The organism is Streptomyces sp. NPDC007907 (assembly GCF_042959365.1).
Lineage (GTDB): Bacteria > Actinomycetota > Actinomycetes > Streptomycetales > Streptomycetaceae > Streptomyces > Streptomyces indiaensis.
Genome location: NZ_JBIBKR010000004.1, coordinates 471,996 through 486,773 on the forward strand (window position 1 = coordinate 471,996; position 14,778 = coordinate 486,773).

Below are 14,778 nucleotides of genomic sequence, written 5' to 3' on the forward strand. Positions count from 1 at the left end.
ATGTTCGATCAGATGTGGTCCGGGCCCCGGCGCGGTCCGCCGTTCTGGCCACCGTCCGGCCCACCGCAACAGACGCCGCCCTCGAAAGAGGGGGAATCTGCGCGTCGGTGTAAGGCGATCGTGATCATGGTTCCGGGTGGCGTCGTCTCGTTGATGCGTCGTCGATTTCGCCATCCAGAGCCCGAGCAGGGGCAGAGCCCGGGCGGGGGGCCTCGGCGTCAGCTCGGCGGATATACCTCGAAACGTCGCGACACCCACCCCCGTGTCACCGACCTCGGACGCCCGGATCGCCGACCTCGGTTTTCGCGACGCTCACGCGGTGCCGTTTCAGGCGCCCCCGCCGACTGGCACCGCGGCCCTGGTGAACCGGTACGGGGCGGAGCGCGTGCGCTCTGCCTGCGGCAATCCGCTGCTGCCGCCGCCCGCGGTCAGGTCCCGGCAGTGGCTCGTCCGGCAGTGCGTCGCCGGCGGGCGGTTCGCCGTGATCATGATCCTACAAGCCCCCCGGGTTACTGCAGCCGTCCGAGGAGGCGTGATGTACAGCGTTGAAGACCTGATGAGCATGACGGCGCAGCAACTGCGCGACGCCCGGTTGACGCTCCAGGACCTGCAACAGCTGAACCCGGAGCAGCTGCGACTACTGGCCCCCAAGTTCGACGAGATGACGCGCATCAGGGAGTGGCTGCCCGGCTGGCAGGACGAAGCATCCCGCAGGTTGCAGGAGTATGAGCGAGTCCGGGAACAGTTGTGGCGCCTGCATCGGCTGCCCGCCGATGACCCGGCGAAGTCATTGATACCCGAGCTCCGGAGACAGATCGAGCCACTCAAGGACGCTTGGCGCGAAGCGGATCGCTCCTATCAAGGTCTGAGAGAAGCTTGGGGCAGGGCGCTGGAGAGCCGGGAGAAGTTCCGGCTGGCGTCCGGCTACGCGGGCCAAGCCGCTCCGACCGTGAGCGAGGGCGTGGCCGCCGCCGAGGCCTCAGCGAGCCAGGCGAGCCAGGCCGGGCCGCGGGACCGGTTGATGTCGCTCCTGCAACGCGTACGGCAATACGGAGGCGCCGGCATCGACTGGCTCAAGGGATGGATGAACAAGGGCGCGGACAAGGGGCGCCAAGTGCTGTCGAAGGTCGCCGATGTGGGGCGGTCCGCATGGGATCTGCTCAGGAACCCGGGCCAGTGGTGGCCCGCGCTCAGAAACACGGCGCAGAGCCTGTGGAACTCGGGCAAGCACCTTCTGGGTCAGATGGCCTCCGCCGTCATGGCCGCCCTCACGCTCGGTCGCGCGCTCCTCGGCGGCCTCGTCCGCGCCCTCGCCGGATTCCTGAGCGGTCTGAGCTGGCCCGCCATCCTCGCAGGTCTGGGAGTGGCCGCGCTGTTGACCGCCGGCGGCTTGGCGCTGAGCAACGCTGGTGGGACGCCCGACACGGCGGGGAATGGGCGGCCACCTGCGAACCAGGAACCGCAGGGTGGGGCGGATGCAACGCGGGAGGGGGTCGCGCCCCCGCCCGGACCAGGAGAGCCGGGCCAGCCGCAGCCCGGCGAGCCCGGCCAGGAGCCGGGTGTACCTCCGCCGGGCACTTCCGAGCCCGAGCCTCCGAAGCCCGGTACCGCACTGCGCATCAAGGTGATCACCACGGAGGCCTGCCCCGGCGATGAAACCGCCGACACCAAGCCGGACTCCTTCGTCCGGGTCGGCGAACACGTCATCGACACCGGCAGCGACGGGACCGGCCGAGGAGTGGTACCCCCCGGCACGTACACCGTGTCCGCGACACCACCGGTTCTCAAGATCAATATCCATCCCACCGGAGAGCCCAGCAGGGGGGTTTCCGGCACGAACGGCATGACGTTCACCGCCCAGAACTCCAATCCGCGCAGCCAGAGCGACTACGAGATCGCGGTGCAGAGGGAGGCCCCCGACTGCTCGGAGCCGGGGGAAGAGGAGTCGCCCAGGCCGGAGGTGCCCGCACCCCCACCCTCGCCCGAGTCCGAGGTGCCTGCGCCCCCGTCCACGCCTTCGCCCGACTCTGAGGTGCCTGCGCCGTCGTCCACGCCTGAGCCGGAGGTAACCGCGCCCCCGCCCCCGCCGGAGGTAACCCCGCCACACACGTGACAACAGCCACGTCGGCGCGTGAGATCTGGCCCCGGCTCATGTGGCGCCCATGACGGTCCGTTTCACCAGGGCACTTCCGGAGGTGAGAGCCCCGCCCTGAGGGGGACCCGCAGAGGAGGTCGAGTCGGTGACGCTCCCCCGGGGGATCGACCCGACTAGGTTCCCCCAGTTCAGAATGTGTGCTGGGGGAGCCGTCAGGTCAGGCGGCCCTCGTGGCAGACCCGCCGGGCGACCTCGCGGAGCTTGATGTTCTTCTCCTGGGAGTAGCGGCGCAGCACGTCGAAGGCCTGGTCCTCCGTGAGGCGGTGGCTGCCCATGAGGATGCCCATGGCTTCCCCGATGGTGTGCCGGGTGGCCATGGCCTGCTCCATCTGGGCATGGCTGCGGGCGCTGGAGAAGGCGACCGCGGCGTGCGAGGCCAGCAGCCAGCCGGCCGTCTCGCTGTCGTCGGTGAAGGACCCCGGCCGGTGCGCGTAGAGATTGAGCGCGCCCAGATCCTCGTCGTCGGTGTACAGCAGGAAGCCCATCATGCTGCCCACGCCCAGATCGCGGGCGCGCGCGGCGTAGGCGGGCCAGCGTTCCTGTGCGGCGGTGAAGTCGGAGATGCGGAACACGCGCTCCCCGACGCTGGTCCGTGCCGCGTCGAAGCAGGGACCCTCCGCGAGGTGCTCCTGCAGCCGGTCGCTCTCGATCACCATGTCGTCGGTGGGTGCCAGCGTCTCCGCGCGCTTGCCGCGCAGGAGGAGGATGCCGGCCGCGTCGCATCCGGCCACGCATTCCGTGGCCGCCCTGGTGATGTGCCGCAGGGTGGCGCCGACCGTCTCCTGGGCGAGCAGGTCACGCGCCATGGACGCCATCTGCTGTGCGAACGCGCGCCAGTCCACCGTCGTCCTCCTCGGCCGGGTGCTCCGGACTTTCCAGGTGCTCCGAGTGCCGGGCATTCCTTTCTTCTGCCACGGTGTCACGGGTCGCACACACCGGCACGGCGCACGCCGTGGTTCTCGCTCGGGCCGCCACCCTTGCGTCATCTATCGAATGTCGATAGATTTCCATCGCGGTTCGATCGAGGGAGTGGCGATGGGGAAGCTGGCCGTGGCGGCGTTGCGTGGGGTGCTCGTGGTGCTGCTCGCCGGATCGTTGTTCGTCCAGGCGGTGATGGTGCCGCTGCTGGCCGTCGACATGAACGGGCTCAGGCCCGAGTACGCGTATCTGCGCACCCCGGTCCTCGTGATCATCGTCCTGGGTATCGTGACGGCTCAGGTCGTCGTGGTCTGCGTGTGGCGGCTGGTGACGATGGTGCGTCGCGGCACGGTGTTCTCCACGGCTGCCTTCCGCTACGTGCACCTCGTGATCGGCGCGTTCGTGGCGGCCGCCCTGCTGGTCTTCGCGCTCGCCGTCGTGCTCGCGCCGGGCGAGGCCGTCGCACCCGGGGTGGTCCTCCTGTTGTGCGGGGTGGTGGTGGCCGTGCTGGGCGTAGCCCTGGTCGTGCTCGTGCTGCGGATGCTGCTCGCGCAGGCCGTCGCACGTGACATCGAGGCGGCCCGCATGCAGGCAGAGCTGGAAGAGGTCATCTGATGCCGATCGTCGTCGACATCGACGTGATGCTGGCCAAACGCAAGATGTCCGTGGGCGAGTTGGCGGAACGCGTGGGCATCACCCCCGCCAATCTCGCCGTCCTCAAGAACGGCCGCGCCAAGGCGGTCCGCTTCTCCACCCTGGCCGCGCTGTGCGAGGTGCTGGAGTGCCAGCCGGGGGATCTGCTGCGCTGGGAGACGGAGAGCGCGACGGAGCCGACAATGCGCTGATGGAGAACATCAGCATCCGCCCGGCCCGGCCCGACGAACTCGCGGCCGTGGCCGCCCTCCGGTGGGAGTGGCTCGTCGAGAACGGCTCACAGGACCTCGGCGAACCCGGGGCCTTCGTACGGCACTTCGTCGCCTGGGCACGGGAGAACGCCGGAACACACCGCTGCATCGTGCTCGTCCGGGACGACCGGGTCATCGGAATGGCCTGGCTCGCCGTAGTGCAGCGGGTACCCACGCCCCGGGCCCCGCGACGGGCCTCCGGTGATCTGCAGTGCGTCTACGTCGTACCCGAGGCACGCGACGGCGGACTGGGCGGGCGGCTCATCCGGGCCGTCCTGGACGGAGCCCGTGAGCTGGGGCTGGAGCGCGTGACCGTGCACTCCAGCCCGCGGGCCGTCCCCGCGTACGCGCGCAGCGGTTTCCAGGAGTCGCCCCGGCTGCTGCAGGCGCAGCTCGCCCGCGGGTGAGCCGTATGATCTTGCGGCCGAGTGGAGGAATCGCGGGAGAACGGGGCGGGGCTGTGCGGTGCTGGATCCGGACGGGGCACTGAGGGCGTCTACGACGGTATGGATCTGGAGAAGCGCCCCAGCGAGGGTTCCGAGCCGCCGGCCGACCTGCCCCAGGGGCCGGGCGACCCGTCCCGGCGGTCGGCCGAGGTGCCGCAACAGGCAGCCGAACTGCCCCAACAGGCAGCCGAACTGCCCCAACAGGCAGCTGAGCTGCCCCCTCAGTCGGCCCGTGTGCCCCAGGGGCCGGACGGGACGCCGCCCGTGCCGCGCGAGCCGCCGGGGCCCGAGGGCTGTCTCACCGTCGCCATCCGCATCCCCGTGCGGATCATCGCGCTCGTCCTGGTCGTCCCCCTGCGGATGCTGTGGGACGCGCTCGTCGTGGCCGGGCGGTTCCTGAACGACACGCTGCTCCGGCCGCTCGGCCGGGCGCTGCTGTGGCTCGCGCGGGCCGTGTTCGTCTGGCCGTTCGTGGGGCTGTGGCGCTACGTCGTCGTGCCGGTGGGCAAGGCACTCGGCTGGCTCGCGCAGACACTCGTCGTGGTCCCCCTGGTCTGGCTCTACCGCTCGGTCCTCACCCCGCTGGGGCATGCGATCGCATGGGCCGCCCGGGGCATCGGGGCCGCGGCCGGCTGGATCGCCAGGGGCGTGGGTGCCGGGCTCGGCTGGGTGTACGCGCAGCTGCTCACGCCCGTCGGGCACGCGGTGCTGTGGGTCCTGAAGGGACTCGGCGCCGGGCTCGCCGCACTCGGCATCGGCGTCTGGACCGTCGTGGCCCTGCTCGCGAAGCACCTCGTCGTCGTACCGGCCGTCTGGCTGTACACCTGGGTGCTCGCGCCCGTCGGCCGCGCGATCGCCTGGTGCGCCAAGGGGCTCGTGTGGCTGGTGCGCACGATCCTCACCGGCATCGGGACGGCCCTGTACTGGATCGCCCGGATCCTGTTCGTCCTGCCCGCGCTCGCCCTCTGGCGCTGGATCCTCACGCCGGCCGGACGCGTCCTCGCCGTCATCGGCCGGGAGGTGTGGGATGCCCTCGGGCACGCCTGGCGCGTCGCCGGACACATCTCGCTCGCCGTCGGACGGTTCCTCGGCACCCTCTTCCGGTGGCTCCTCGTCGAGCCGGTGCGGTGGGTGTACCGCACGGTGCTGACGCCCGTCGGGCACGCCGTGCGGGACGCCGTCCTGCGGCCCGCTGCCGAGGCCGCCCGCAGCGTGGGGCGGGCCACCCGGCAGGCACTGGCCGCCGCCCGGGAGTCCGTACGACAGGCCCGCGCCGACGTCCGCCGGATGCTCTTCGGCGAACCGCGCCGACCGCGGCCCGTCGACCGCCGGGAACCATCAGGGCGCGGGGCACGTACTCTTGGAAGCAGTACGACCGCTCTCACGAAGGACTGAACGACACTGGGCAAGCGACAGCCCGAAGGCCCGCCGCCCGCACCCGCGGTGCAGCGCATCCGACTGCGTTACACCAAGCGCGGCCGCCTCCGGTTCACCAGCCACCGTGACTTCCAGCGCGCCTTCGAGCGTGCGTTGCGCCGTGCCGAGGTGCCGATGGCCTACTCGGCGGGCTTCACACCGCACCCGAAGGTGTCGTACGCCAATGCCGCACCCACCGGCACGGGCAGTGAGGCGGAATACCTGGAGATCGCGCTCACCGCGCCCCGCGACCCGGAGCAGCTCAGGGCCCTTCTCGACGAGTCGCTGCCCACCGGCCTCGACATCACCGACGCGGTCGAGGCCCGTACCTCCGGGCTCGCCGACCGGCTGACGGCTTCCGTGTGGGAGCTCCGGCTGGACGGAGTGCCGGTGGAGGAGGCCCGCCGAGCGGCGGACGCCTTCAACGCGGCCGAGACGGTCGAGGTCCAGCGCCTCGCCAAGAACGGCGTCCGTACGTTCGACGCCCGCGCCGCCGTGGCGAGCCTGGAGGTCCGCGACCTCACGGAAACGCACAGTTCGCAGGCTGATAGGCCGACCGACCAGCCCTGTGCGATACTGCGGCTGGTTGTTCGGCACGTGACGCCTGCCGTACGACCCGACGACGTCCTGTCCGGTCTCCGCGCCGTGGCCGACCTGGCGCCGCCGGTCCCCGCAGCGGTGACCAGGCTGGCGCAGGGGCTGTTCGATGAAGAGACCGGCACGGTGACCGACCCGCTCGCGCCCGACCGCGAGGCAGCCGAGGCCCACCCAACGGCCGAACCGACTGCCACCGCGACGGCGCCGGCATAAGGAAGGTCCCGCGTAGGGACGGACGTCGTAGCGCCGCCCTCGGACTCGGGAGCCACCTGGGTCGGGCAGCGCACCGACCAGAAGACTTTCGCCAGGCCGTACGCATTGGGCGTACGGAACCGGCGAGACAGGACACAGAGAGCTCCCGTGCGGCGCCCGCGCCCCGGACGGCGGCGAACGCGCACAGCGCGCGCCGCGGACGTCACCGGCATACGCCGGACCAGGCGCGGCGCCCGGGAGCCTGACGGGAGACAAGCCCGCATGCTCGAGCCGACCGAACCCACAGAGGGTTCCGAACAGAACACCCCCAGCGACACCCTGCCGCCCCGCCGGCGGCGCCGTGCCGCGTCCCGCCCGGCGGGCCCGCCCACCGGTGCCTCCTCCGACACGCCGGTGGAGACCGTCGCGCCGGCCATACCGGCCGCCGACGCCGAGGAACTCGCAGCGGACGTCGAGTCCGGCGAGGCCGAGGAAGCAGCCGCCGAGGTCGCCGAGGCCCCCGCAGCGACCGCTGCCGCCGCGACGCCCGCAGCCGGTGAGAGCGACGAGGACGCCGCGCCCGCCGGGCGCAAGCGCCGTCGCGCCGTGCGCCGCGCCTCCGCCCCTGCCGGCGCTCCCGTCGCCGCGGAGGCCGCCGAGACCGTGGTCCCGGTGACCGCCACCACCCCGGCGGACACCGAGGCGACCGAGCCTGCCGAGGCCGCCGCGTCCTCCGCGGCGACCGAGGAGGCCGCCCCTAAGCGCGCCCGCCGCCGCGCCACCCGCACCGTGACCTCACCCGCCGCCGCTCCGGCCGAGGCGGCCGAGACGGTCGCGGCACCGGCCGTGGCCGACACCGCCGAGCCGTCGGCTGCGGCCGACCGCGCCGAGGCCGCCGAAGAGGCCGCTGAACAGACCGCTGAAAAGGCCGTTGAAGAGGCTGCTCCGCGCCGGACCCGCCGGCGTGCCTCGCGGCGGGCGTCCGCGCCTGCCGGGGCGCCCTCCGCCACGGAGACCGCGGAAACCGCGGAGGTGACCGCCGAGGAGGCGAAGGCACCCGTGACCGAGACTCCCGCCGCCGAGCCCGAGCGCGCGTCCGAGGCCGTTGCCTCCGAGACTCCCGCCGCCGAGGCCGCTGCCACCGAGCCCGCCCGTGCGTCCGAGGCCGTCGCCTCCGAGGCACCCGCCGGTGAGGCCGCCGAGCCGGCCGAAGAGGCCGGTCCGCGTCGCCGTCGCCGGGTCGTGCGCCGGGCCGCCGGCGGCTTCGCCGAGCCCGCCCAGCCGACCCGGGGCGGGAGGGCCTCGAAGGCCGCCGCCCGGGTGCCCGCGGACGCGGCCGACAGCGAGAGCGAGGCGCCCTCGCGTCCGCGGCGGCCCGCCGTCGCGCTGTTCCAGGCGCCCGTCTTCACCGAGCCCCAGTTCCAGACGCCGGAGCGGGCCGCTGCCGCTGCCGCCGCCGAGGCGGCCGGGGCGACGGAGCCCGAGGAGGACCAGGAGTCCGCGCCGGCCGAGGTCCAGCGCGAGGAGCAGAGCGGCGGCTCGCGTCGCCGTCGCCGGCGCCGGGGCGCCGGGGACGAGCCCGAGGCGCAGGCCCCCGAGGCCGCCGTCGCCGACACCGCCGCCGAGGAGGCGGAGGAGGCCGACGAGTCCGCCGAGGACCAGGCCGACGACGACGAGCAGGACGAGTCCGAGGGCACCGGCTCGCGCCGCCGCCGTCGCCGCGGCGGTCGCCGCCGCCGGCGTGGCGAGTCCGCCGACGGCGAGGGCGGCGAGGCGTCCGCCGCCGAGTCCGACGCTGCCGCCGCGCAGGACGGCGAGGACGGCGCCGAGGAGGACGACGAGGACTCCGAGGAGACCACCGACCGCGACGAGTCCGGCGGGAGCGGCTCCAGCAGCAGCCGCCGTCGCCGTCGGCGCCGCCGCCGTGCCGGGGACTCCGGCACCGACTCCGAGCCCTCCGACGACGACCCCGAGCGCACGGTCGTCAAGGTCCGCGAGCCCCGCCCCAAGACGGAACCGTCCGACGAGGTGCAGTCCATCAAGGGCTCGACCCGTCTGGAGGCCAAGAAGCAGCGCCGACGCGAAGGCCGCGAGCAGGGCCGCCGCCGCGTGCCGATCATCACCGAGGCCGAGTTCCTGGCCCGCCGCGAGGCCGTCGAGCGCGTGATGGTCGTCCGCCAGCACGGCGACCGCACGCAGATCGGCGTCCTCGAGGACGACGTGCTCGTCGAGCACTACGTCAACAAGGAGCAGGCGACCTCGTACGTCGGCAACGTCTACCTCGGCAAGGTGCAGAACGTGCTGCCGTCGATGGAGGCCGCCTTCATCGACATCGGCAAGGGCCGCAACGCCGTCCTGTACGCCGGTGAGGTCAACTTCGAGGCGCTAGGCATGGCCCACGGGCCGCGCCGCATCGAGTCCGCCCTGAAGTCCGGCCAGTCGGTGCTGGTCCAGGTGACGAAGGACCCGATCGGCCACAAGGGCGCGCGTCTGACCAGCCAGGTCTCCCTCCCGGGCCGTTACCTCGTGTACGTGCCCGAGGGCTCCATGACCGGCATCAGCCGCAAGCTGCCCGACACCGAGCGGGCCCGGCTGAAGACCATCCTCAAGAAGATCGTCCCCGAGGACGCGGGCGTCATCGTGCGCACCGCCGCCGAGGGCGCGAGCGAGGACGAGCTGCGCCGGGACGTCGAGCGGTTGCAGCAGCAGTGGGAGGACATCCAGAAGAAGGCCAAGAGCGGCAACGCCCCGACGCTGCTCTACGGCGAGCCGGACATGACCGTCCGGGTCGTGCGCGACATCTTCAACGAGGACTTCTCCAAGGTCGTCGTCAGCGGTGACGAGGCCTGGTCGACCATCCACGGCTATGTCTCGCACGTCGCGCCGGACCTCGCCGAGCGGCTGTCGAAGTGGACCTCCGAGGTCGACGTCTTCGCCACGTACCGGATCGACGAGCAGCTCGCCAAGGCCCTGGACCGCAAGGTCTGGCTGCCCAGCGGCGGTTCGCTGGTGATCGACCGGACCGAGGCGATGGTCGTCGTCGACGTCAACACCGGCAAGTTCACCGGCCAGGGCGGCAACCTCGAGGAGACCGTCACCAGGAACAACCTGGAGGCGGCCGAGGAGATCGTGCGTCAGCTGCGGCTGCGCGACCTCGGCGGCATCATCGTCATCGACTTCATCGACATGGTGCTGGAGTCCAACCGGGACCTGGTGCTGCGGCGCCTGCTGGAGTGCCTGGGCCGGGACCGTACGAAGCACCAGGTCGCCGAGGTGACCTCGCTGGGCCTCGTGCAGATGACCCGCAAGCGGGTCGGACAGGGGCTGCTGGAGTCCTTCTCCGAGACCTGCGTCCACTGCAACGGCCGCGGTGTCATCGTCCACATGGAGCAGCCGACGGCTCCCGGAGGCGGCGGCAAGCGCAAGAAGCGCGCCCGTGCCGGCGCCGCCGAGCAGCCGCACGTGCACGAGGCCGCCGTCGAGACCGCCGAGACCGCCGAGCAGGAGGCGGAGAGCGAGGCGGAGGTCGTCGCCGAGGTCGCCGAGCCGGTCGCGCTGCCCGCGCCGGCCTTCGAGCCCGACGAGGAGCTGTACAGCAGCGCCGCCGAGGCGGAGGCCGCGGCCGGCCGTGGGCGCTCGCGTCGCCGGGCGAGCCGGCGGGCGTCGGCCCCGGCGGGTTCCCCGCGCGGGGAGGCGGCCGAGCCGAAGGCCGAGGAGAGCAGGGAGACGACCCGGCGGGGCAGGGGCAGGGCCGCGCAGGCCGTGGCCGAGGCGCCGACGGCTCAGGACGTGACCGCCGAGCAGGAGGCCGCCCGTCCCGTGCAGCCGGAGCCGGCCGCCGAGGCACAGGCCGAGCCGGCGGCCGTGGAGGACCCGGTGGTCGAGGCCGCACAGGCCGCGCCCACCGCTTCCGCCGCGCCCGCCGCTCCGGCGGAGGAGGCCGCGCCCAAGGGCCGGACCCGGCGCCGGGCCACCCGCAAGGTGTCCGCTCCGGCCGGTTCCCCGGCGGGCGCCGAGGCGGCCGTGTTGACGGTCGCCGAGACCGCGCCCGCTGAGCTCGCGGCCGAGGCCACCGAGGCACCGGCCGAGCCGGTGGCCGAGCCCGTCGCCGAGGCGCCCGCCGAGAGCGCCGCCCCGGCCCGTCCGCGGCGCCGTGCCGTGCGCAAGCCGACGGCGTCCACGGCGTCCGAGGAGACGGCCGTCGTGGTCGTCCCGTCGGCCGCGTCCGAGGAGGGCGTCTCCGAGGCCGCTGCCGAGCCGGCCGCCGGGGCGTCCGCCGCCGACGGCGCCGTCCCGGAGGAGGCCGCCGACGAGTCGGCCCCCGCGAAGAAGACGGCCCGCAAGACGGCCAAGAAGGCCACGGCGAAGAAGGCCGCCACCACCAAGAAGACGGCTGTGAAGAAGACCGCGGCCAAGAAGACGACGGCCAAGAAGGCGGCGAAGACCACCAAGACCGCCGCCAAGAAGACCGCGTCCAAGAAGACCGTGGCGGCGGAGCAGTCGGCGTCGTCCGCGTCCTCCGTCTCGGCCTCCACCGACGAGGGCTGAGATCCCCCGCCCGTGCGACCGGCGTGACCGGTCGCACGGGCGGCGGGTCCGACTCGGTTTGACCCTTTCGGCCGCGGCCCCGTAACCTTGACCTTCGGCGTGTCGACTGACGCGTCACATCCCCGTAAACCTCATCCTCCGGGCGCCGGGCGCCCAGGAGAGGCCGCTCGCTGAGTCGGGCGGCTGGCCTGCGGGGGTGCCGTTTCCCGAGCGAGAGAGTGAGTTCCGCGTGTACGCCATCGTGCGCAGCGGTGGTCGCCAGCACAAGGTTGCTGTCGGCGACATCGTTGAGGTTGACAAGATTTCCACTGCCAAGGTTGGCGACACGGTCGAGCTCTCGACCCTGCTCGTTGTCGACGGCGACGCCGTGACCAGCGACCCGTGGGTGCTGGCCGGCATCAAGGTCCAGGCCGAGGTCGTGGACCACCACAAGGGCCAGAAGATCGACATTCTGCGCTACAAGAACAAGACGGGTTACCGCCGTCGCCAGGGCCACCGCCAGCAGTACACGGCGATCAAGGTCACTGAGATCCCCGCGGCTGCGAAGTAAGGGACTGAGGAGAAATGGCACACAAGAAGGGCGCATCGTCCACCCGGAACGGTCGCGACTCCAACGCCCAGCGGCTCGGCGTGAAGCGCTTCGGCGGTCAGGTCGTCAACGCGGGTGAGATCCTGGTTCGTCAGCGTGGCACCCACTTCCACCCGGGCTCCGGTGTCGGCCGTGGCGGCGACGACACGCTGTTCGCCCTCGAGGCCGGTTCGGTGCAGTTCGGCACCCACCGTGGCCGCAAGGTCGTGAACATCGTTCCGGTCGCCTGATCGGACACTTTCGCGAGGCGGACCTCACTTCCCTCCCGGGAAGCGGGTCCGCCTTTCGCGTGTTACGCAGAGAACAACCCCGTAGAACCCCGTACACATACGTACGCACCTGGAGGCACACACCATGACCACCTTCGTGGACCGCGTCGAGCTGCACGTCGCCGCGGGTAGCGGAGGCCACGGCTGTGCCTCCGTCCACCGTGAGAAGTTCAAGCCGCTGGGCGGACCGGACGGCGGCAACGGCGGGCGCGGCGGGGACGTGATCCTCACCGTCGACCAGTCGGTCACCACGCTGCTCGACTACCACCACTCCCCGCACCGCAAGGCCACCAACGGCAAGCCCGGCGAGGGCGGCAACCGCTTCGGCAAGGACGGCCAGGACCTGATCCTGCCGGTGCCGGACGGCACGGTGGTGCTGGACAAGGCGGGCAACGTCCTCGCCGACCTGGTCGGGCACGGCACGTCGTACGTCGCCGCGCAGGGCGGCCGGGGCGGGCTCGGCAACGCGGCGCTGGCCTCCGCGCGGCGCAAGGCGCCCGGGTTCGCGCTGCTCGGCGAGCCGGGAGACCTCCAGGACATCGTCCTGGAGCTGAAGACGGTCGCCGACGTGGCCCTCGTCGGGTACCCGAGTGCCGGCAAGTCGTCGCTGATCTCGGTGCTGAGCGCCGCCAAGCCGAAGATCGCCGACTACCCCTTCACCACCCTCGTGCCCAACCTCGGTGTCGTCACGGCCGGTTCGACGGTCTACACGATCGCCGACGTGCCCGGGCTGATCCCCGGTGCCAGCCAGGGCAAGGGGCTGGGCCTGGAGTTCCTGCGGCACGTGGAGCGGTGCAGTGTGCTCGTGCACGTCCTGGACACCGCGACGCTGGAGTCGGACCGCGACCCGGCCTCCGACCTCGACATCATCGAGGAGGAGCTGCGGCAGTACGGCGGGCTGGACAACCGGCCGCGGATCGTCGTCCTGAACAAGATCGACGTGCCGGACGGCAAGGACCTCGCCGAGATGGTGCGGCCCGACCTGGAGGCGCGCGGCTACCGCGTGTTCGAGGTGTCGGCCGTGGCGCACACGGGCCTGAAGGAGCTGTCGTACGCGCTCGCGGAGCTCGTGGCGACGTCCCGGGCGGCGAAGCCGAAGGAAGAGGCCACCCGGATCGTGATCCGGCCCAAGGCCGTGGACGACACCGGCTTCACCGTGACGCGCGAGGCCGACGGCCTGTTCCGGGTGCGCGGCGAGAAGCCCGAACGCTGGGTGCGCCAGACCGACTTCAACAACGACGAGGCAGTCGGCTACCTCGCGGACCGGCTCAACCGGCTCGGTGTCGAGGAGCAGTTGATGAAGGCGGGTGCCCGGGGCGGCGACGGCGTCGCCATCGGCCCCGAGGAGAACGCGGTCGTCTTCGACTGGGAGCCGTCCGTGACGGCCGGGGCCGAGATGCTCGGCCGGCGCGGTGAGGACCACCGGTTCGAGGGAGCGCGGCCGGCCGCGCAGCGCCGCAGGGACCGGCAGGCCGAGCGGGACGAGGCGGAGCAGGAGTACGACGACTTCGAGCCGTTCTAGGATCCCGAGCGCGGGAAGGCCCGGGCCGGGTACGTGGCCGTCGTGTACGGCTCGGCCAAGGGCCTCGACCTGAAGCACAAGCAGATCGTCGGCCAGAACACCCCGGGCGTACCCGGCGTCTCGGAGACCGGCGAGGACTACGGCAGCGGTCTCGCCGTCGGCGACCTCGACGGCGACGGCGCGGCCGACCTGGTCGTGGGCGCCCCGGGCGAGGACGTCGGAGAGGTCCAGTCGGCCGGCACGTTCGCCGTGCTGTGGGGCGGGAAGCGGGGCCTGTCCGGCGGTACGGCCGTGGCCACCGGTACCGAGGAGGACCGGGTCGACGCGGAAACCCCGGCGCTCGGCGACTTCAACGGCGACGGTCATCTCGATCTGGCCACCGGAAAACCGTCTGCTGTACGGGCCGTTCGACCGCACCACGGGCGCTGCGAAGAGCCGGACCCTGGCTCTTGAGGCCGAGTACTTCACGGACGACGTGGCCGCCGGGGACGTCGACCACGACGGCATCACGGACCTGGTCGCGCTCATCCACGACCGCAGCGACGACGACATGCACGACCCCGATTACCAGCACCGCCGCGCGGTCTTCCTGCGGGGCACGCGCGACGGCCTGAGCGCCCCCGCCCCGGTGAACAACCCGGACGGCACGCGCATGCGCGGCGGCGAGAGCCTCGGCGTCGTTGACGTGGACAAGGACGGCTACGCCGACCTCGTCATCGGCGCCCGAACGACGGCTTCGGCGAGGTCGATCTCGAGGACCCGCTGCTGAAGGGCGGCCGGATCGGCCTGGTGCACGGCTCGGCCGACGGCCCCGACACCTCCCGTACGACGATCATCACGCAGGACAGCCCGGGGGTGCCCGGTGCTTCGGAGTGGGCGGACACGTTCGGCGGGGCCATCTCCGTCGGCGACGTCGACGCCGACGGCTACACGGACGTCTCCACCGGCAGCACGAGCGAGGGAATCGGCGAGGTGTACGCGGCCGACCAGGTCACCGTCCTGCGCGGCGGCCGGTCCGGGCTCACCGGGAAGGGCGCCTCCAGCTTGAACCAGAACACCGGGAACGTCCCGGGGACGGCGGAGCAGATTCGGCGCCGACACCAAGCCGCTCGACGTCAACGGCGACGGCAGGAGCGAGCTGTTCGCCGGCGCCGTCGGCGAGAACCGGGACGGCGGATTCTGGGCGTTGCCCAACCCCGTTGACACGCCACCGCGACCGGC

General features: G+C 72.5%; 14 protein-coding genes. 13 read left to right on the top strand and 1 reads right to left on the bottom strand.

Annotated elements, in window-relative coordinates; genetic code table 11:
• Window positions 1-172 precede the first annotated feature (172 nt).
• Window positions 173-2,113, top strand: a complete 1,941-nt coding sequence (locus ACFZDI_RS18460; protein ID WP_391252269.1) for a DUF6777 domain-containing protein — start codon at window positions 173-175, stop codon at window positions 2,111-2,113.
• A gap of 194 nt (window positions 2,114-2,307) precedes the next feature.
• Here ACFZDI_RS18460 and ACFZDI_RS18465 read toward each other — a convergent pair whose 3' ends face one another.
• Complete coding sequence (locus ACFZDI_RS18465) at window positions 2,308-2,997, bottom strand: ANTAR domain-containing protein (protein ID WP_391251708.1); 690 nt, start codon at window positions 2,995-2,997, stop codon at window positions 2,308-2,310.
• Between the two features lie 193 nt (window positions 2,998-3,190).
• Here ACFZDI_RS18465 and ACFZDI_RS18470 point away from each other — a divergent pair, with 193 nt between their 5' ends.
• From ACFZDI_RS18470 to ACFZDI_RS18525, 12 genes are all read left to right on the top strand, one after another.
• Window positions 3,191-3,688 (top strand): DUF2975 domain-containing protein, encoded by a 498-nt coding sequence (locus ACFZDI_RS18470; RefSeq protein ID WP_391251710.1) that lies wholly within the window; start codon window positions 3,191-3,193, stop codon window positions 3,686-3,688.
• Complete coding sequence (locus ACFZDI_RS18475; RefSeq protein WP_234845847.1) at window positions 3,688-3,918, top strand: helix-turn-helix transcriptional regulator; 231 nt, start codon at window positions 3,688-3,690, stop codon at window positions 3,916-3,918. The genes ACFZDI_RS18470 and ACFZDI_RS18475 overlap by 1 nt, the downstream gene beginning before the upstream one ends.
• Window positions 3,918-4,385 (top strand): GNAT family N-acetyltransferase, encoded by a 468-nt coding sequence (locus ACFZDI_RS18480; protein ID WP_391251712.1) that lies wholly within the window; start codon window positions 3,918-3,920, stop codon window positions 4,383-4,385. The genes ACFZDI_RS18475 and ACFZDI_RS18480 overlap by 1 nt, the downstream gene beginning before the upstream one ends.
• Before the next feature lie 99 nt (window positions 4,386-4,484).
• The gene (locus tag ACFZDI_RS18485) at window positions 4,485-5,819 is read left to right on the top strand and encodes a hypothetical protein (protein ID WP_391251714.1); all 1,335 of its coding nucleotides are present in this window, start codon (window positions 4,485-4,487) and stop codon (window positions 5,817-5,819) included.
• Between the two features lie 48 nt (window positions 5,820-5,867).
• Window positions 5,868-6,650, top strand: coding sequence for a TIGR03936 family radical SAM-associated protein (locus ACFZDI_RS18490; protein ID WP_234845850.1), 783 nt, complete (start codon window positions 5,868-5,870; stop codon window positions 6,648-6,650).
• Between the two features lie 261 nt (window positions 6,651-6,911).
• Window positions 6,912-11,177, top strand: a complete 4,266-nt coding sequence (locus ACFZDI_RS18495; protein ID WP_391251717.1) for an Rne/Rng family ribonuclease — start codon at window positions 6,912-6,914, stop codon at window positions 11,175-11,177.
• Window positions 11,178-11,406: 229 nt separating this feature from the next.
• A complete protein-coding gene (gene rplU / locus ACFZDI_RS18500; protein ID WP_004931419.1) occupies window positions 11,407-11,727 on the top strand; it encodes a 50S ribosomal protein L21 in 321 nt (106 codons plus the stop codon).
• 14 nt (window positions 11,728-11,741) lie between these two features.
• Window positions 11,742-11,996: a 50S ribosomal protein L27 gene (rpmA, locus tag ACFZDI_RS18505; RefSeq protein WP_031107501.1), complete on the top strand. Its 255-nt coding sequence runs from the start codon at window positions 11,742-11,744 to the stop codon at window positions 11,994-11,996.
• A gap of 124 nt (window positions 11,997-12,120) precedes the next feature.
• Window positions 12,121-13,557 (top strand): GTPase ObgE, encoded by a 1,437-nt coding sequence (gene obgE, locus ACFZDI_RS18510; protein ID WP_234845852.1) that lies wholly within the window; start codon window positions 12,121-12,123, stop codon window positions 13,555-13,557.
• Between the two features lie 33 nt (window positions 13,558-13,590).
• Window positions 13,591-14,010 (top strand): FG-GAP repeat protein, encoded by a 420-nt coding sequence (locus tag ACFZDI_RS18515; RefSeq protein WP_391251720.1) that lies wholly within the window; start codon window positions 13,591-13,593, stop codon window positions 14,008-14,010.
• A 22-nt stretch (window positions 14,011-14,032) separates the two neighbouring features.
• Complete coding sequence (locus tag ACFZDI_RS18520) at window positions 14,033-14,326, top strand: FG-GAP repeat protein (protein WP_391251721.1); 294 nt, start codon at window positions 14,033-14,035, stop codon at window positions 14,324-14,326.
• An 86-nt stretch (window positions 14,327-14,412) separates the two neighbouring features.
• Window positions 14,413-14,760, top strand: coding sequence for a hypothetical protein (locus tag ACFZDI_RS18525; protein WP_391252271.1), 348 nt, complete (start codon window positions 14,413-14,415; stop codon window positions 14,758-14,760).
• Window positions 14,761-14,778 lie beyond the last annotated feature (18 nt).

Coding starts and splice junctions, on each gene's coding strand:
- ACFZDI_RS18470 (WP_391251710.1), top strand. CDS start 3,191: ATGGGGAAGCTGGCCGTGGCGGCGTTGCGTGGGGTGCTCGTGGTGCTG.
- ACFZDI_RS18475 (WP_234845847.1), top strand. CDS start 3,688: ATGCCGATCGTCGTCGACATCGACGTGATGCTGGCCAAACGCAAGATG.
- ACFZDI_RS18480 (WP_391251712.1), top strand. CDS start 3,918: ATGGAGAACATCAGCATCCGCCCGGCCCGGCCCGACGAACTCGCGGCC.
- ACFZDI_RS18485 (WP_391251714.1), top strand. CDS start 4,485: ATGGATCTGGAGAAGCGCCCCAGCGAGGGTTCCGAGCCGCCGGCCGAC.
- ACFZDI_RS18495 (WP_391251717.1), top strand. CDS start 6,912: ATGCTCGAGCCGACCGAACCCACAGAGGGTTCCGAACAGAACACCCCC.
- rpmA (WP_031107501.1), top strand. CDS start 11,742: ATGGCACACAAGAAGGGCGCATCGTCCACCCGGAACGGTCGCGACTCC.
- obgE (WP_234845852.1), top strand. CDS start 12,121: ATGACCACCTTCGTGGACCGCGTCGAGCTGCACGTCGCCGCGGGTAGC.